This window comes from Providencia sp. AGC89 (assembly GCF_053543535.1).
In genome coordinates this window covers 1-17073 of record NZ_JBIXLP010000092.1, presented here as the reverse complement: position 1 = coordinate 17073, position 17073 = coordinate 1, and the positions used below count along the sequence as shown (strand labels likewise).

Here is a 17073-nt window from a genome sequence, read left to right as displayed (position 1 = left end):
TTATGAGTCTGGATTTTCTTGATTTTGAACAGCCAATTGCGGAATTAGAGGCGAAAATTGATTCTCTAACAGCGGTTAGCCGTCAAGATAACAACTTAGAAGTCAACCTAGATGAAGAGGTTGCTCGTTTACGTGAAAAGAGTGTTGAACTGACACGTAAAATTTTCTCTGATCTGGGTGCTTGGCAAATTGCTAAACTTGCTCGTCATCCACGTCGTCCTTATACTTTGGATTATATTCCGCGCATTTTTACCGATTTCCAAGAATTAGCGGGCGACCGTGCCTATGCGGATGATAAAGCTATTGTGGGCGGAATGGCACGTTTAGATGGTCGTCCAGTGATGATTATTGGTCACCAAAAAGGGCGTGAAACAAAAGAAAAAATCCGTCGTAATTTTGGTATGCCAGCTCCTGAAGGTTATCGCAAGGCTTTGCGTTTGATGGAATTGGCTGAACGCTTTAATCTACCGATTATTACATTCATTGATACTCCAGGCGCATACCCTGGTGTTGGTGCTGAAGAGCGCGGTCAATCAGAAGCTATTGCTCGTAACTTACGTGAGATGTCACGCCTCTCCGTTCCGGTTATTTGTACCGTTATTGGTGAAGGTGGTTCAGGTGGGGCACTGGCAATCGGTGTTGGCGATAAAGTCAACATGTTGCAATACAGTACTTATTCTGTTATTTCGCCGGAAGGCTGCGCATCCATTCTGTGGAAAAGCGCTGATAAAGCCCCATTAGCGGCTGAGGCGATGGGGATCACCGCACCTCGTCTGAAAGAATTGAAACTAATTGATAATGTTGTGGCTGAACCTTTAGGTGGTGCTCATCGTAATTATGATGAGATTGCAGAGCATTTAAAAGCTCGCCTCACTGAAGACCTTAACGAATTAGAGTTATTAGACGCGGAAGCGTTGAAAAACCGTCGTTACCAACGTTTAATGGAATACGGTTACTGCTAATTGCGAGTCGTTAATTAGTTAAAAAAACGGGAGTTTGCTTTTGCTTGCTCCCGTTTTTTATTTTCTAATATAACCGATAAGTTAAGGTCTAAATTGCCATTCGGTTATCTGCTAAGAAGAACAATAGATAGGAACTAAAGTGAGACAATATAATTACCTAATGTACGCTTTGGCTTGTGTATTGATATGGAGCTTTATTCCTATTGTTTCCCGTTTAGGGCAAGCTGGAATGGATAGTTTTCAGTTTCTATTTTGGTCTAATTTGATATCAGCAATATCTGTCGTGATTGTTGCTTTAGGTTCTGGCTATAAAGTGAGTAAGCTGTTTATTTTACCTAGAAACACGATAAAAAAAGTGTTTATTCTTGGTTTTTTGGATTGTTTGTTCTACTTACTATTGTATTACGGTTATTCCATCGAAAATGGAATTGCAGTCTTAGTTATTCAGTACAGTTGGCCATTAATTATTATTTTGCTGTCAGTGGTATTATTAAAGGATAAGTTAGCGGGTAGGCAAATAGTTGGCATTATTATTGGGTTTATTGCCGTGATAATTACCTTTACCAAGGGGCAAATTACTCAGCTGCATGTAGAAAACCCAACGGCGCTATTATTAGTCTTTAGTGGTGCTTTTTGTTTTGCGCTAATGTCCGTTTTTTCTCGGCAATATTCGATCGACCCTTATATCAGTACAGTATGGCTATTTATCTTCTCCACACTGACCTCGCTTGTGCTACTGCTACTGTTTAGCGAAGTACAGTTACCCTCAAAAGCTGCTTTTTGGCCAACACTGATTAATGGTATTTTAATCAACGGCGTTTCGTATATTCTATGGTTTAAAGCAATGAATACGGGCCATTCGGCAAAAATCGCCTCTGTCGTGTTTTTGTCCCCTGTACTATCGGTGCTGTGGTTGGTATTAATTTTAAGTGATCCGTTTGAAATCGCCTATATCATAGGGGTGTTGCTTGTGATCATTTCAGGTGTTTTATGTGTTGGTATAAAAGGGAAAGTCAGAAATCGTGAATAAGGGTAGGCTAATAGTGCAGCAATCAAATATCATCATTGAGCGTATTTTAAATAAAATACAGGGTTTTGAGCAGCTATTGGTGGGCTTTAGTGGCGGCATTGACTCAACGGTGTTATTGCATGCCCTTTTTCAAATTCGGCAAACTCACCTTCCTACATTGAGTATCCGCGCAATACATATTCATCATGGGCTAAACCATAAAGCGGATGCGTGGGAACAACATTGTGCTCAGTTATGCTCACAGTGGGATATCCCTTTTATTTGCCGACATGTGACGGTTGACCCCAGCCAAAAAGGGGTTGAAGCAGCCGCACGCGATGCGCGGTATCAAGCTTACCGTGAAGAGTTAATGGCAAATGAAATCCTAGTGACGGCACAGCATCTTGATGACCAAGCAGAAACATTTATGTTGGCGCTTAAGAGAGGCAGTGGCCCCGCAGGGTTATCATCTATGCCTGAATCGTTACCATTTCTTGCTTTGAGTGGGGCTACATGGCTATTGCGCCCGTTACTTTCAACGCCACGTGTTGAGTTAGAAACTTACATGCAGGAAAACCAACTTGCGTGGGTTGAGGACGATAGTAACCAAGATGATCGCTATGATAGGAATTTTCTTCGTCTACATATCATGCCTGCATTAACAGAACGTTGGCCGCACTTTTCGCATGCTGTTGCTCGCAGCGCAGCTTTATGTGCTGAACAAGAAACGTTACTTGATGAATTATTGAAGGAAACGCTAGAAGGCATGATGGATTATCGAGGTGGGCTATTTATTGATGACCTACAAGATTGTTCATTATCAAAGCGTAATGCATTAATCCGCCGTTGGATAGGTTTGCATCAACTCCCGATGCCACCTTTTAACCAATTAGAACGAATTTGGCAAGAAGTTGCTTTAGCTCGACAAGATGCCGACCCAATTTGCCGATTAGGCCAATTTGAAGTTCGTCGGTACCAAGGGGCATTATGGGTTATTAAGCGTATTAATAGTTTAGCGAACAAGCAGTTTCAATGGCATTATCCAAAACCATTTGAATTGCCAGAATCTCTTGGTGTACTTCATGTTATGGCTGGGCAAGGGCAAATACGCCCTCCGTTGCCTCATGAAACAGCAACTATTCGCTTTGGGTTGCAAGGCACATTGAATATCGTGGGTCGCCATCGTTCAAGAAGTAGCAAAAAGCTATGGCAAGAACTGGGGGTTGCTCCGTGGATGCGTGAGCGAGTGCCTCTAGTTTATTATAATGACCAGCTTATCACGGCTGTAGGTTGTTTTATTACGCCTGAAGGGCTGGCTGATGAGACACAATTAGGGATAGCGATTGATTGGCAGCAAGGCAGTGTATTTAAGGCGCTGTTATAAAGAGAAACCCCTTATGACTGTGATTATCATAAGGGGGGATAGAAGGACTCAATAATGTGAGTATTAGTGAGAGTGGTCGACAACAATTGTGCCGATTTCTGGATGACTGAAGGAGTTTATGCAATCCAGTCGTAGTTCCTTGGTTCCTTCATGCGTTTCAACAATCAGGTACTCGACTTTTTTTCGCAGGAGCAAATCACTGGCCTGCCCTTCAATATTCTCGCCGTCATTAAGTTTTATCTGTAACTTTAATTGACGTTGGCATGCAATTTCTAGATATTCGTAATCATCACAATTGATAGGTTGATATTCAGTATCTGTAGACATATTCCCTCACCACTGTGTTAGTGGCGGTTATTGCCGCCTTGAACATGTTGTATCAAGCAAAAAAGCGCTTGCTACGATAATAGCACAGTAAATTTAATAACTATAATCGTAGCTAGAGGAAAAAGACAATTCTTATTCATTAAATTAATTCATAACGTATTTTATCAGTAATGTCCGAATTTTCTTATCCCTGCCGTTTTTTTAAGTTTTGAAATGTTATGATTGAGAAATCGGTTAACGAATAAAAATGTATGATTTTAAGGGTATTATAATGAAAAAATCACTAATGTTAGTATTAATGGCTGTTGGGGCTGTCACGTTAGCTGGCTGTCAGACAGTTGCAAAAAATACAGAATCATCACCAGTAGATAATGTTTACACAGGTGTACTACCTTGTGCAGACTGTTCTGGTATTGAAGCAACCTTATTAGTTAACCAAGATGGCAGCTATGTTGAGCAATTGATCTATTTAGGAACAAAGGATGGCGATAGTGCTTTCCATGATTCAGGTAAATGGGCTATTGAAGATAACAAATTACGCACAACTAACCCAAAAGGTGAGAATACTTATTTCTCTCAAGCTGCGGATGGGAAGTCGGTTACTTTACTTGATTTAGAAGGTAATCCGATTGAATCGCAAATGAATTATACGTTAGAGAAAGTTAAGCCAAGCAAAAAAATAGGTCAGTACCGTTATATGGCGGACGCTGCTGTGTTCACTGAATGTGAAAGTGGGCGCCAATATTCAGCATCAGGTATTGAATTAGAAAAAGCATATAGTGAAACAGGTGTTGATGGTGGAACACCGGTGTATGTTGAGTTAGAAGGTTATTATACTGTTCGTCCATCAATGGAAGATGGTCAATTTGATCCTGCATTAGTTCCTACAGGTAACATCAATTTCGATAAATCTGCTTCTTGTAACTAATCTTAGTACATCCATTTCTATTAAAGGCTCAATAGTTATATTGAGCCTTTTTCTTTTATTAACTATCTAAAATATCAGCCAAAATCCCTTCGATTTATCAATATATTCACCAGCCTTTGCTTTTTTGATATCAATATAACTTTTTTATTAACGCAAAATATTTGTATAAATGTGAGGGGGGTCATAACGATTGGTCAATGAGAGACAATTCTTGATGACATTGAAATATCGAAAACTAGGGGAAGTACGTATACTTCATTCAACTAGAAAGAATTTTTATTTTTAGTTTGTAGTGTTAGTAAATGCTGTAAGTCTGCAAAAAAACTTATAAATTACAGCGGTAATTAAAAGATAGAACGAATCTAAGGATAAGGAATGAAGAAAAAAAATATCTATTTATTTTGTTCTGCGGGGATGTCTACCTCACTGCTAGTTAACAAAATGAGGCAACAGGCAGAGAAATATGATGTACCAGTCAACATTGAAGCTTTCCCTGAAAGCTTAGCAGCAGAAAAAGGTGTCGATGCTGATTTGGTATTACTTGGGCCGCAAATTGCTTGGATGCAATCTGATATTCAAAAATTATTGCCGAACAAACCCGTTGAGGTGATTGACTCACTTTTGTACGGCAAGGTTGATGGATTAGGAGTGTTAAAAGCGGCCGTGGCAATCATTAAAAACCAAACAGCAGGTTAATATTAGAGCGCTACTAACTACCTCTATTACATAATAACTCCATCGATATTGGTGCTAATACGATCTTTAGCTAATTAAGAATGGAGCATACTCAAAAAATTGAGGGTATTTTTATGAGTCTTGTTATCACTTCGCTTGAAAAGGTACTCCTTCCATTCGCGGTTCGATTGGGAAAGCAGCCTCATGTTAATGCAATAAAGAATGGTTTTATTAGAATAATGCCTCTAACACTCGTTGGGGCTATGTTTGTACTAATTAATAATGTTTTTCTTAGTTTTGATACAGGGTCGTTTTTTTATTCTTTAGGTGTTCGATTAGAACCTTCAACAATCGAAACATTAAACGGTTTTAAAGTGATAGGGGGAAATGTTTATAATGGGACACTAGGTATTATGTCTCTAATGGCCCCTTTCTTTATTGCCATGGCATTAGCAGAAGAACGCAAAGTTGACCCGCTAGCTGCAGGGTTACTTGCTATAGCTTCTTTTATGACAGTAACACCTTATGATGTAAATGGTGCCTATGCCGTTGGGGCGAATTGGTTGGGTGGAGCAAATATCATTTCAGGGATTATTTTAGGGTTAGTCGTCGCTGAAATGTTCACTTTTATTGTCCGCCGTAATTGGGTTATCAAATTACCAGATAGCGTTCCGCCATCAGTTTCACGTTCGTTTTCTGCACTTATTCCTGGTTTTATTATCTTATCTATTATGGGAATAGTGTCATGGGCGCTAACGGGGATTAGCACTAATTTTCATCAAATTATCATGGATAGTGTTTCAACGCCTTTAGCATCGATGGGAAATGTGGTTGGATGGGCTTATGTGGTCTTTACGTCGCTGCTGTGGTTTTTTGGTATCCATGGTTCATTAGCATTAACGGCGTTAGATAGCGGTATTATGACGCCTTGGGCATTAGAAAACGTTTCTTTATATGCAGAGTATGGCTCAGTTGACGCAGCAATTGCAGCTGGTAAATCCTTCCATATGTGGGCGAAGCCTATGCTTGACTCCTATGTATTTTTAGGTGGAACAGGGGCGACATTAGGTCTGATTATTGCAATTTTTATTGCTTCACGTCGTGCTGATCATCGCCAAGTTGCTAAGTTAGCTTTACCTGCAGGTATCTTCCAAATTAATGAGCCTATTATTTTTGGTTTACCGATCATTATGAATCCTGTGATGTTTATCCCCTTTATTTTGATTCAGCCATTATTGGCAGGAATAATGGTGGCAGCATATTCTTTAGGGATCATCCCACCGGTGACAAATATTGCTCCGTGGACGATGCCAACAGGTTTGGCTGCTTTCTTTAACACCAATGGAAGTATTGCTGCCTTATTACTTGCCTTATTCAACCTTGGTGTTGCTGTTCTTGTTTATCTACCGTTTGTGGTCATTTCGAATAAAGCCCAAAACACGATAGATGAAGAAGAAAGTGAAGAAGATATTGCGAATGCACTGAAGTTTTAAAATATGGAGGAGCTTGCTCCTCCCATTTAAGTCGAGATAAAAATATGTTTGAACTTGATGATATCCAAGAAGACGCAAGCAATGAACTAGAAGAAGTTGTCATGGGGTTAATTATTAATGCGGGGCAAGCTCGAAGTTTAGCCTACACTGCGCTGAAAAAAGCCAAAGCGGGTGATTTCGTGACAGCGAAAAGTTTAATGGAGCAGTCTCATGCTTCATTAAATGAAGCTCATAAAGTACAAACTCAATTGATTGAAAGTGATATGGGAGAAGGGAGAATCAAAGTGAGTTTAGTTCTTGTTCATGCTCAAGATCACTTAATGAATGCTATGTTAGCCCGTGAATTAATTACAGAATTAATTGAGTTACATGAAAAAATAAATCATTAGAGAGAGGCTCATGATGCAGACACTGATGAATAGAACCGACACTAATGCTGAGATTAAATTGGTTCAAGAAAGTGAACTTTTTAATAATAAAACCTTTCATGTCTTTATTTATAATAAAGTTGAGAGTGCAAGTGGACTGCATCAACACGATTATTATGAATATATGATTGTTCTAACTGGTCGTTGTTATCAAATTATAAATGGAAAAAAAGTTTTATTAGAGCGTGGGGATTTTGTATTTCTACCAATTGGCTCCTACCATGAAAGTGCTTATGACTTTGGTCCTACACGGATATTAAATGTCGGAATTAGCAAAGCATTTTTCGATAAGCATTATTTGCCATTATTACCAAATTGCTTTGTTGCATCACAAAGCTACCAATTAAAAAATGAATTTATGGCTTATATCGAATCGGTAATCGCATCATTGAACTTCCGCGATAGTGAATTTAATGAATTTATTGAATTAGTTACATTTAACGTAGTTAATCGGTTACGCCATTTTCGTGAGAAAAGTATGCGGGATGATGCCCCCCAATGGTTAAAAAGTACATTGGAAGAAATGCATGATATCGCGATGTTTAGTGAAAGTGCGTTGCAAAATATGATAACAATTACTGGCAAATCACAAGAGTATTTAACTCGCGCAACAAAACGATATTATGGCAAAACGCCGATGCAAATTATTAATGATATAAGAATTAATTTTGCTAAAAAACAGCTTGAAATAACTAATTATTCAATTACCGATATTGCATTTGAATCAGGGTATAGTAGCCCCAGTTTATTTGTGAAAAAATTTAAAGAGTTAACATCATTAACACCAAGTGATTATAGAAAAAATCTATTTAGTGTTGAGCAAAAAATGGTGGGTTAATTTTTTATTTAAGTTAATTTTTCTTTTAAGAAAACTCAAGCATAACCATCTTTTGATAAAGATGGTGTGCTTTTCTATATTCATTTTATAAGGTTCAATGAGGTTAATATGACTCAGAAATTAAAAGTTGTCACTATTGGCGGTGGTAGTAGCTATACACCTGAATTGTTAGAAGGTTTTATTAAGCGGTATCACGAATTACCTATTACGGAATTATGGTTAGTTGATGTTGAAGAAGGGAAAGAAAAGTTAGATATTATTTTTAACTTATGTGAGCGTATGGTTAAACATGCAGGAGTCCCTTTAAAATTATATAAAACATTAGATCGAAGAGAAGCATTAATAGATGCTGATTTTGTTACGACTCAATTAAGGGTTGGTCAATTAAAAGCGCGTGAGCTGGATGAGTCAATTCCGTTAAAACATGGTTATTTAGGGCAAGAAACTAACGGTGCTGGTGGGTTATTTAAAGGGTTACGTACCATTCCTGTTATTTTCGATATTATTAAAGATGTTGAAGAAATTTGCCCAAATGCATGGGTGATTAATTTTACCAACCCAGCAGGTATGGTGACAGAAGCAGTATATCGTCATACTGATTTTAAACGCTTCATTGGTGTCTGTAATATTCCAATCGGTATGAAAATGTTTATTACAGATGTTTTGCAACTATCTGAAAAAGATGAGTTATCAATAGATCTATTTGGTTTAAACCATATGGTTTTTATCAAAGATGTTATTGTAAATGGTGTATCACGCTTTGATGAACTATTAGAAGGAATTGCCGCAGGGACATTAAGCGCAAATTCAGTAAAAAACATTACTGACCTAGCCTTTGAAGAAGGGTTAATCAGAGGCTTAAATCTAATCCCTTGCTCGTATTTATTATACTATTTTAAACCTAAAGAAATGTTAGCAATAGAGCTTGGCGAATATTATAAAGGTGGGGCTCGAGCACAAATTGTGCAAAAAGTTGAGCATCAACTTTTCGAGCTTTATAAAAACCCATCCCTCGATGTTAAACCTAAGGAATTAGAGCTGCGGGGGGGAGCATATTATTCGGATGCTGCCTGTGAAGTGATAAATGCAATCTACAATGATAAAAAGACAGAGCACTATGTAAATATCCCACACCATGGCCATATTGATAATATTCCAAGCGATTGGACTGTAGAAATGACCTGTATACTTGGACGTGATGGTGCTATGCCTCATCCAAGAATTACGCATTTCGATGATAAGGTACTAGGGTTAATTTATACATTGAAAAACTTTGAAATAGCAACAAGTAGAGCTGCAACCAATGGTGATTTTAATGATGTCTTATTGGCTATGAATCTAAATCCATTAATTCACTCTGATAAAGATGCTCGTTTAATTTCAAAAGAATTGTTAATTGCTCATAAAAAATACCTGCCTAACTTTGATGAAGTGATAAAAAAATTAGAGCAGGCAAGTAAATAGGGCGATTATATACAGGGTTAAGGGAAATACTATGTCTTCATTACTTATTGTTAATGCTGATGATTTTGGATTATGTCGCGCTGTAAACTATGGGATCATTGAATCCCATCGAAATGGAGTTGTTCATTCAACTACGGCTATGATGAATATGCCCGCGATATCGGATGCCGCAAAATTAAGTCATGATTACCCTAATTTAGCGGTAGGTATGCATTTTGTTTTGACCGCGGGCAAACCTTTTTCATCGATGCCATCTTTGTGTCGTGATGGTTTGCTTGGTAAATGGTTGTGGGATATAGACACAAATGAATTGCCATTAAATGAAATTGAAGAAGAGCTAAATCAGCAATACCAGAAATTTATTGAGGTTTTCGGTCGAAAGCCAAGTCACATAGATAGCCATCACCATGTGCATATGATAGAAGGGGTCTTTCCTATCATTGTTAACTTTGCACAGGAAAAAGGTATTGCATTGCGAGTTGATCGTCAATTAGAAAAAAATTGGCCGCCTTTGTCATATCAAGTTGCTAGCACTGATTCTTTTAGTAGTGAGTTTTATGGTGATAAAATTAGTGAGTCATTATTTTTGCAGATTTTAGACGAAGCGAAACTACATGGAAATCGCTCCATTGAGATAATGAGTCATCCTGCATTTATTGATAATGCTTTATTAAAAAGCAATTATGCCTATCCACGGTTGAATGAATTAGAAGTGCTGACCTCAGAGAATTTAAAGATGCGGATCTTAGAGCGTGGCTTTAAAATTGGTTCATATCGAGATATTTAAAAAAAAACCCCAATAGTTGGAGAACCAATGGCTGGGGGCTTTTTATTGTTTTGGTTATTTAACTAAACGAGCTGCTAACTTTTCTTTTAAGAAGCTAACCACATTGTCTAGACCAACCAAGTCTTTGTCATCACTGCGACGAGATTTGTATTCAACTTGGTTATTATCTAAATTACGATCACCAATAACAATGGTGTATGGCACACCAATTAATTCCATATCGGCAAACATCACACCAGGGCGCTCTTTACGGTCATCAAAAATAACATCAATACCGTTGGCTTTTAAATCAGCATACAGTTTTTCTGCAACTTCTTTAACGCGGTAAGATTTATGCATATTCATTGGCAAAATTGCAACTTGGAATGGTGCAATCGCATCCGGCCAAATGATCCCACGCTCATCGTGGCTTTGTTCAATAGCTGCTGCAACGATACGAGTTACACCAATACCATAACAACCCATTGTCACGATTTGATTATGGCCTTCTTCATTTTGGACAGAAGCTTTCATCGCTTCAGAGTATTTAGTCCCTAATTGGAAAATATGACCGACCTCGATACCACGTTTAATTTGTAGTACCCCTTTACCATCTGGGCTTGGGTCACCATTAACGACATTACGCAGATCAAAAGTGTCAGGAGTCGGTAGATCACGTTCCCAGTTAATACCGAAATAGTGTTTACCATCAATATTCGCACCCGCGCCAAAGTCGCTCATTATTGCAACACTACGGTCGATAACGATAGGTAATGGCATATTAACAGGGCCTAAAGAACCCGGACCTGCATTTACCGCATTTCTAATTTCTTCTTCAGAAGCGAACTCAAGTGGGCTCGCAACTAAAGGGTGTTTTTCCGCTTTAATTTCATTAAGCTCATGATCACCACGGATTAACAACGCGACCAATGTATGACCAGAATCTTTTTTGGCGTGAACAATTAATGTTTTAACTGTCTTTTCAATAGGTAAATGGAATTGTTCGACCAGCTCAGCAATAGTTTTTGCATTTGGAGTATCGACTAAACGCATTTCTTCTGTTGCTGCTCCACGTGGTGCCGTAGGTGCAACTGCTTCAGCAAATTCAATGTTTGCAGCAAAATCAGATTCCGTTGAGAAAACAACGTCGTCTTCACCACTTTTCGCAAGTACTTGGAATTCGTGAGAAGCGCTACCACCAATTGAGCCGGTATCCGCTTGGACTGCACGGAAGTCAAAGCCAATGCGAGTGAAAATTTTGCTATACGCTTCGTACATCGCATCGTAAGTTTCTTGTAACGATTCTTGATTGATGTGGAACGAATATGCATCTTTCATGATAAATTCACGTGAACGCATGACACCAAAGCGTGGGCGAACTTCGTCACGGAATTTAGTTTGAATTTGGAATAAATTCAAAGGCAGTTGTTTATAAGAGGTGATTTCATTACGTATTAAATCAGTAATGACTTCTTCATGAGTTGGGCCTAGAACGAAAGGCCGTTCACCACGGTCAACAAAACGTAGCAATTCAGGACCATACTGTTCCCAACGCCCACTTTCTTGCCATAAATCTGCCGGTTGAACTACGGGTAAAGATACCTCGATAGCACCTGCATTTTCCATTTCTTCACGAACAATGGTTTCTACTTTTCGTAGTACACGCACGCCAGTGGGTAACCAGTCATACAGACCAGAAGCAAGTTTACGGATCATTCCTGCACGCAGCATCAGCTGATGGCTGATAACTTCTGCATCCGCAGGGGTCTCTTTTAGAGTTGAGAGCAGATATTTGCTAGTACGCATTGTATAGGTTCCATTAGAACAACAAATTATGATAAGTCGTTTGCTTACCAAGGTATATAGAGAGCTAGTCTACCAGTGACTGACATTTGCCAAAAGGGGTTAACGCGTTTTTTCATACGGTTCAATAGCGAATACTTCAGTCACACCACGAATTACTCGCCAGCGAATATTAAAATCTAATAAATGGACAGCGTAGTCACGAATTTCAGTAGATTGTTTTTTATAAGCAGGACGAGGGTCTTGCATTAGTACTTGTTCAATAAATTGCTTCAATTTAGGGTATTGTCTTTGATAGAGATTTAATTCCTGTTGGGCTTGTACAGTAAATATAACCTGCATATCGTCTGTAGGCGCCTCTTGTGCGTATCCTGCAATGGCTTCTGGTAACGCTTCAGCGAAGGGCAAATAAGGCTTAATATCAATCACTGGCGTACCATCAAGTAAATCAAGGCTACCTAGGTCAAGGATAACTTGATTATCTTTTTCCGTTATCCCTTTTAATTCAACAAGTGACATACCGATAGGGTTTGGTCTAAAAGTTGAACGCGTCGCAAAAACCCCCATTTTCTGGTTGCCACCAAGGCGCGGCGGACGAACTAAAGGCTTCCAACCGCCTTCCATCGTTTGATGAAAAATAAATAAAACCCAAATATGGCTAAATTGCTTGAGCCCTCGAACAGTGTTTGGGTCATTATAAGGCGGGTGTAAATGTAGGCGTCCTACACCGCCTAGAACGAGTCCAGGCTGGCGCGGGATGGCAAACTTTTCTTTATAAGGTGATTCAATATGGCCAATAACATTAAATTGAAAAGATTGCATTGATTTATTATTCAACAATTTGTAATGCACTGCCTTCACAAATGGTTGCCTGATAACAGCCCGGTGAGGTCATTGTTTGGCATTGATGTAAAAGCACTGCATCGGCGGCAATATAAGCAGCTTGGGTTAACATGCTGTTTTTTGCTGTGTTTAGATTTGCCGGAGGGCTTTGAACACTTTCACGGCAAGATTCCCCAGAAACAACACCTAAGTCTTTGAAAGGCATGCCTAACAGCTCTTCAGGGCTATTCATTAATTTGACATTTGCGGTGTCTGGTTCTGTGACACGAGGTACAGGTTTAGACAATTTCATACTAGTGAAACCTTTGTTTTGCCCTGGACTTGTGTATTGGTTAATTCCACACCCGGCTAGCGTAAAAGCCACCAAGGTGAGCAATAACAGTCTCATAAGTTATACCTTTCTTATATGGTTACTAAAATTAAGTTGCTATGTTTTGTAGTCTATAAATTGCAAAAAATACTAGATGGCATTACGCCACCTAGTATTTTAATCGTTTTTTTAATAATAAAAAAGATTACCAGCCTTTAACTGCACCACCATCAAAGACTTCATTAGCTTTGTTAGATACTTCATCCGATTGATATGCTTGGATAAATTTCTTCACATTTTCGTTATCTTTATTATCTTCACGGGCAACAATAACATTCACATATGGAGAATCTTTGTCTTCAACGAATAAACCATCTTTTGCTGGTGTTAATTTTGGTGTTGCGCTACTTGCCCAAGTGGTATTGATAATGGCTAGAGCAATTTTTTGGTCATCCAAAGCTCGTGGTAATTGAGGTGCTTCTAATTCAACAAATTTCAGGTTTTTTGGGTTCTCAACCACATCCAGAACAGTAGGCATTAAACCTGTGCCCTCTTTTAATTTGATCAAACCTTGCTGTTGTAACAATAGTAGAGAGCGGCCTAAGTTAGTCGGGTCATTAGGTAGCGCAATTTGTGAACCATCGGCTAATTCATCAACTGATTTAATTTTTTTAGAATAAGCTGCAATTGGGTAAATAAAAGTATTGCCCACAGGAACTAATTTATAGTTACGATCTTTAATTTGTTGATCAAGGTACGGTTTGTGTTGAAATGCGTTAGCATCAATATCGCCTTTGCTTAATGCTTCATTAGGTAAAACGAAGTCATTAAATGAAACTAATTCAACATTTAAGCCATACTTTTCTTTAGCAACTTTTTGTGCAACCTCAGCAACTTCTAATTCTTTGCCCATGATCACACCAACTTTAATGCTGTTGGCATCTTTTTCTTTCTCACCACAACCTGTGAGAACTAGAGTGCCTAATAGCGCGCCGACAACTGCGATAGATTTTAATTTAATAGACATTGATATACCCCTTTAAAACGGACTTTATAAGCACCCTAACGGCGCAGCTATTTTACTTACTATCGATGTGATACTTTTTTCATTAAGTATTCACCAGTGTATTGAATGATGAAAACTAAAATGATTAACAAAACAAGTACGGTATTCATCACTAATGGATTGTAGGTGTAATACCCATATTGCATTGCAATTTGCCCTAAACCACCAGAACCCACAGCACCGCCCATTGCTGAGTAGCCGACTAACATAATTAATGTGATAGTTGCTGCGTTGATAATCCCCGGTAATGATTCAGGTAACAATATTTTACGAATAATCTGTAGCGGTGTTGCCCCCATAGCCCTTGAAGCTTCAATCAAACCACTTGGTACTTCTAATAATGTATTTTCAACCATACGAGCAATAAAGGGAATTGCGCCAACTGTCAATGGAACAATAGCGCCTTCAATACCAATGGCCGAACCAACCAAGAATTTAGTGAATGGGCTAATCCATACTAATAGAATGATAAACGGGATTGAACGAAATACGTTCACTACCGCTGAAATTACACTATAAAGAGCTGTATTTTCCATCACTTGCCCACGGCGAGTGACATAAAGTAAAACACCTGTCGGTACACCTAATAAAAAACCGAGGATCGCTGATACGAAAGTCATAATGATAGTATCAATCGTTCCTGTTATAAGTAGTGAAATCATTCCCTCAGACATAACCCAAAACCTCTACTTTGACATGGTGTTCTTTTAAAAATGTAATTGTGGACTCTACTCCACCATTGATGCCATGTAGTTCAGCTAACATTACACCAAACTTAACGCCGCCTGCGTAGTCGATTTGGGAGCTCAATATATTAATATCTATATCGAACTTGCGTACAGCCATGGAAATTAAAGGAGCATCAACAGATTGCCCTGTAAATTCTAATTTCACTAATGGCGATAAATCACTGCCTGATTCAGCTTTTAAACGAGCTTTATAGTCATCTGGAATATCAATCACTAATGTTGACTGAATAAATGCTTGGGCAACCGGTGTTTTCGGATGAGAAAACACTTCACTGACTTTATCTTTCTCGATTAACTGACCACCGCTGATGACTGCAACTTGGTCACAGATGCGTTTTACCACATCCATTTCATGGGTAATTAATAAGATAGTTAATCCTAAACGACGATTAATATCCTTTAATAACTCAAGGATAGAGCGTGTTGTCGCAGGGTCTAATGCACTGGTCGCTTCATCACACAATAGAACTTTGGGTGAGTTTGCTAAGGCTCGCGCAATAGCAACGCGTTGTTTTTGCCCTCCAGAAAGATTAGCAGGATAACTATCTTTCTTGTCGGTTAAACCAACCAGTTCGAGTAATTCATTAACGCGCTCATTAATTTTTTCCTTAGGCGTATTATCAAGCTCTAAAGGAAGCGCCACATTATCAAAAACAGTACGTGAAGATAATAAGTTAAAATGTTGGAAAATCATGCCGATGCCACGGCGTGCTCTCGTCAACGTTTTTTCTGTCATTGCTGTTAAATCTTGCCCATCAACGACGACTTGGCCTGAAGTAGGGCGTTCGAGCATGTTTACGCAACGTATAAGTGTACTTTTACCTGCACCTGATGCGCCTATTACGCCATATATCTGACCAGCAGGAACATGCAAGCTAATGTCAGTCAGCGCTTGAATGTTACGGTTTCCTTGCTGGAAAACCTTATTAATATTTGAGAGCTTTATCATTTATATTTTCTAACTTTTATCTGAATTGTTTTTTTAGATAGTGTATCTAATATTGTTGGATGTTAAGGCGTCTAGACGTCTAAGTCAATAAAGATTGTTCTATTTATTCTATTCTCATTTCTTTTCTTTTCATGAGATACTAAAAAGATATTAAATTTGAGGAGCAAATCGGTGAGTAACGGGACCCCCGCAGTCTTTTTAGACAGAGATGGAACAATCAATATCGATCATGGCTATGTTCATAAAATCGATGACTTTGAATTTATCGAAGGCTCGATTGAAGCGATGTTAGAATTAAAAAAAATGGGTTATGCATTAGTCATTGTAACTAATCAATCTGGCATAGGTCGTGGTATTTATACCGAGAACCAGTTTATGCAGCTAACAGAGTGGATGGATTGGTCGTTAGCCGACCGCGGTGTTGACTTAGATGGTATCTATTTTTGCCCTCATCATATCGATGCGAAAATTGAAGAGTATCGCCAAGACTGCAACTGCCGCAAACCAAAGCCAGGGATGTTACTAGATGCGCAATCATTCTTAAATATAGATATGGCTGCTTCTATTATGGTTGGCGACAAACTCGCGGATATACTAGCGGGAAAAGCGGCTAAAGTTGGTACCACTGTGTTAGTGAAAAGTGGTGAGCAGGTCACTGATGAGGCTATGGAGAATGCAGATATTGTCATTAATAGTATTGCTGAGTTACCAGAAGCCCTAAAAAGAATCAAAAAATAGTCGTTTTGAGTGTTAAGTAAGCAGTCAGAAAAAAAATGCAAAAAAAGGGTTGCCAGATTTTTCTGACTCCCTATAATGCGCCACCACTGACCGGGAACAAGACAACGCAAAGCGCGATGAACACTGAAACGGTAGCGAGAGATTCTGAAAAGAAAAAGCAAAAAATTGCTTGACTCTCACAGAGGAAAACGTATTATACGGCTCCTCGCGACAACGACCTCGAAGTCGAAAATCAAACAGATTTAGTCGCAACGCTCTTTAACAATTTATCAGACAATCTGTGTGGGCACTCACAGGACACTATCAAAAAAATATTTGATTTTAAGTCTTGAAGAGTGACT

The 17073-nt window shown here is 38.7% G+C and carries 18 protein-coding genes; 11 read left to right on the top strand and 7 right to left on the bottom strand.

What is annotated here, in order from left to right:
• The first annotated feature begins 2 nt into the window (after nucleotides 1-2).
• From accA to tilS, 3 genes are all read left to right on the top strand, one after another.
• On the top strand, nucleotides 3-962 hold the full coding sequence (accA, locus tag ACIPUA_RS21140; protein ID WP_042848972.1) for an acetyl-CoA carboxylase carboxyl transferase subunit alpha: 960 nt from the start codon (nucleotides 3-5) through the stop codon (nucleotides 960-962).
• Between the two features lie 139 nt (nucleotides 963-1101).
• Nucleotides 1102-1992, top strand: coding sequence for a DMT family transporter (locus ACIPUA_RS21135; protein WP_042848971.1), 891 nt, complete (start codon nucleotides 1102-1104; stop codon nucleotides 1990-1992).
• Between the two features lie 13 nt (nucleotides 1993-2005).
• Nucleotides 2006-3355, top strand: coding sequence for a tRNA lysidine(34) synthetase TilS (gene tilS, locus ACIPUA_RS21130; protein WP_449060110.1), 1350 nt, complete (start codon nucleotides 2006-2008; stop codon nucleotides 3353-3355).
• 63 nt (nucleotides 3356-3418) lie between these two features.
• Here the strand turns inward: tilS and rof are convergent, their stop codons facing one another.
• The gene (rof, locus tag ACIPUA_RS21125) at nucleotides 3419-3682 is read right to left on the bottom strand and encodes a Rho-binding antiterminator (protein WP_042848970.1); all 264 of its coding nucleotides are present in this window, start codon (nucleotides 3680-3682) and stop codon (nucleotides 3419-3421) included.
• A 271-nt stretch (nucleotides 3683-3953) separates the two neighbouring features.
• Here rof and nlpE point away from each other — a divergent pair, with 271 nt between their 5' ends.
• From nlpE to chbG, 7 genes are all read left to right on the top strand, one after another.
• Nucleotides 3954-4610: an envelope stress response activation lipoprotein NlpE gene (gene nlpE, locus ACIPUA_RS21120; protein WP_048606323.1), complete on the top strand. Its 657-nt coding sequence runs from the start codon at nucleotides 3954-3956 to the stop codon at nucleotides 4608-4610.
• 375 nt (nucleotides 4611-4985) lie between these two features.
• On the top strand, nucleotides 4986-5306 hold the full coding sequence (locus ACIPUA_RS21115) for a PTS sugar transporter subunit IIB (protein WP_042848968.1): 321 nt from the start codon (nucleotides 4986-4988) through the stop codon (nucleotides 5304-5306).
• Between the two features lie 113 nt (nucleotides 5307-5419).
• Complete coding sequence (gene chbC, locus ACIPUA_RS21110) at nucleotides 5420-6778, top strand: PTS N,N'-diacetylchitobiose transporter subunit IIC (RefSeq protein ID WP_042849009.1); 1359 nt, start codon at nucleotides 5420-5422, stop codon at nucleotides 6776-6778.
• Nucleotides 6779-6822: 44 nt separating this feature from the next.
• Nucleotides 6823-7167: a PTS N,N'-diacetylchitobiose transporter subunit IIA gene (chbA, locus tag ACIPUA_RS21105; protein WP_071548567.1), complete on the top strand. Its 345-nt coding sequence runs from the start codon at nucleotides 6823-6825 to the stop codon at nucleotides 7165-7167.
• 10 nt (nucleotides 7168-7177) lie between these two features.
• Complete coding sequence (gene chbR, locus ACIPUA_RS21100) at nucleotides 7178-8044, top strand: transcriptional regulator ChbR (RefSeq protein ID WP_080750946.1); 867 nt, start codon at nucleotides 7178-7180, stop codon at nucleotides 8042-8044.
• A gap of 108 nt (nucleotides 8045-8152) precedes the next feature.
• Nucleotides 8153-9508: a 6-phospho-beta-glucosidase gene (locus tag ACIPUA_RS21095; protein WP_449060134.1), complete on the top strand. Its 1356-nt coding sequence runs from the start codon at nucleotides 8153-8155 to the stop codon at nucleotides 9506-9508.
• A 31-nt stretch (nucleotides 9509-9539) separates the two neighbouring features.
• On the top strand, nucleotides 9540-10295 hold the full coding sequence (gene chbG, locus ACIPUA_RS21090; RefSeq protein ID WP_048606326.1) for a chitin disaccharide deacetylase: 756 nt from the start codon (nucleotides 9540-9542) through the stop codon (nucleotides 10293-10295).
• Nucleotides 10296-10349: 54 nt separating this feature from the next.
• On the opposite strand, the gene proS is transcribed toward chbG, so the two are convergent.
• From proS to metN, 6 genes are all read right to left on the bottom strand, one after another.
• On the bottom strand, nucleotides 10350-12080 hold the full coding sequence (gene proS / locus ACIPUA_RS21085) for a proline--tRNA ligase (RefSeq protein ID WP_048606330.1): 1731 nt from the start codon (nucleotides 12078-12080) through the stop codon (nucleotides 10350-10352).
• Nucleotides 12081-12179: 99 nt separating this feature from the next.
• The gene (tsaA, locus tag ACIPUA_RS21080; protein WP_042848962.1) at nucleotides 12180-12899 is read right to left on the bottom strand and encodes a tRNA (N6-threonylcarbamoyladenosine(37)-N6)-methyltransferase TrmO; all 720 of its coding nucleotides are present in this window, start codon (nucleotides 12897-12899) and stop codon (nucleotides 12180-12182) included.
• A 7-nt stretch (nucleotides 12900-12906) separates the two neighbouring features.
• Nucleotides 12907-13308, bottom strand: a complete 402-nt coding sequence (gene rcsF / locus ACIPUA_RS21075; RefSeq protein ID WP_042848961.1) for an Rcs stress response system protein RcsF — start codon at nucleotides 13306-13308, stop codon at nucleotides 12907-12909.
• A 127-nt stretch (nucleotides 13309-13435) separates the two neighbouring features.
• Nucleotides 13436-14257, bottom strand: a complete 822-nt coding sequence (locus ACIPUA_RS21070; RefSeq protein ID WP_042848960.1) for a MetQ/NlpA family lipoprotein — start codon at nucleotides 14255-14257, stop codon at nucleotides 13436-13438.
• Nucleotides 14258-14316: 59 nt separating this feature from the next.
• On the bottom strand, nucleotides 14317-14970 hold the full coding sequence (metI, locus tag ACIPUA_RS21065) for a methionine ABC transporter permease MetI (protein ID WP_042848959.1): 654 nt from the start codon (nucleotides 14968-14970) through the stop codon (nucleotides 14317-14319).
• Nucleotides 14963-15994, bottom strand: a complete 1032-nt coding sequence (gene metN, locus ACIPUA_RS21060) for a methionine ABC transporter ATP-binding protein MetN (RefSeq protein ID WP_042848958.1) — start codon at nucleotides 15992-15994, stop codon at nucleotides 14963-14965. The genes metI and metN overlap by 8 nt, the downstream gene beginning before the upstream one ends.
• A 171-nt stretch (nucleotides 15995-16165) precedes the next feature.
• On the opposite strand from metN, the gene gmhB reads away from it, so the two are divergent.
• Nucleotides 16166-16732 (top strand): D-glycero-beta-D-manno-heptose 1,7-bisphosphate 7-phosphatase, encoded by a 567-nt coding sequence (gene gmhB, locus ACIPUA_RS21055; protein ID WP_071548564.1) that lies wholly within the window; start codon nucleotides 16166-16168, stop codon nucleotides 16730-16732.
• Nucleotides 16733-17073 lie beyond the last annotated feature (341 nt).

Bases quoted from the DNA above. Each gene is read 5' to 3' on its own strand.
- chbG (WP_048606326.1), top strand. From the start codon at position 9,540: ATGTCTTCATTACTTATTGTTAATGCTGATGATTTTGGATTATGTCGC.
- accA (WP_042848972.1), top strand. From the start codon at position 3: ATGAGTCTGGATTTTCTTGATTTTGAACAGCCAATTGCGGAATTAGAG.
- chbR (WP_080750946.1), top strand. From the start codon at position 7,178: ATGATGCAGACACTGATGAATAGAACCGACACTAATGCTGAGATTAAA.
- metN (WP_042848958.1), bottom strand. From the start codon at position 15,994: ATGATAAAGCTCTCAAATATTAATAAGGTTTTCCAGCAAGGAAACCGT.
- metI (WP_042848959.1), bottom strand. From the start codon at position 14,970: ATGTCTGAGGGAATGATTTCACTACTTATAACAGGAACGATTGATACT.
- ACIPUA_RS21095 (WP_449060134.1), top strand. From the start codon at position 8,153: ATGACTCAGAAATTAAAAGTTGTCACTATTGGCGGTGGTAGTAGCTAT.
- rcsF (WP_042848961.1), bottom strand. From the start codon at position 13,308: ATGAGACTGTTATTGCTCACCTTGGTGGCTTTTACGCTAGCCGGGTGT.
- tsaA (WP_042848962.1), bottom strand. From the start codon at position 12,899: ATGCAATCTTTTCAATTTAATGTTATTGGCCATATTGAATCACCTTAT.
- ACIPUA_RS21115 (WP_042848968.1), top strand. From the start codon at position 4,986: ATGAAGAAAAAAAATATCTATTTATTTTGTTCTGCGGGGATGTCTACC.
- chbA (WP_071548567.1), top strand. From the start codon at position 6,823: ATGTTTGAACTTGATGATATCCAAGAAGACGCAAGCAATGAACTAGAA.
- nlpE (WP_048606323.1), top strand. From the start codon at position 3,954: ATGAAAAAATCACTAATGTTAGTATTAATGGCTGTTGGGGCTGTCACG.
- chbC (WP_042849009.1), top strand. From the start codon at position 5,420: ATGAGTCTTGTTATCACTTCGCTTGAAAAGGTACTCCTTCCATTCGCG.
- proS (WP_048606330.1), bottom strand. From the start codon at position 12,080: ATGCGTACTAGCAAATATCTGCTCTCAACTCTAAAAGAGACCCCTGCG.
- ACIPUA_RS21070 (WP_042848960.1), bottom strand. From the start codon at position 14,257: ATGTCTATTAAATTAAAATCTATCGCAGTTGTCGGCGCGCTATTAGGC.
- rof (WP_042848970.1), bottom strand. From the start codon at position 3,682: ATGTCTACAGATACTGAATATCAACCTATCAATTGTGATGATTACGAA.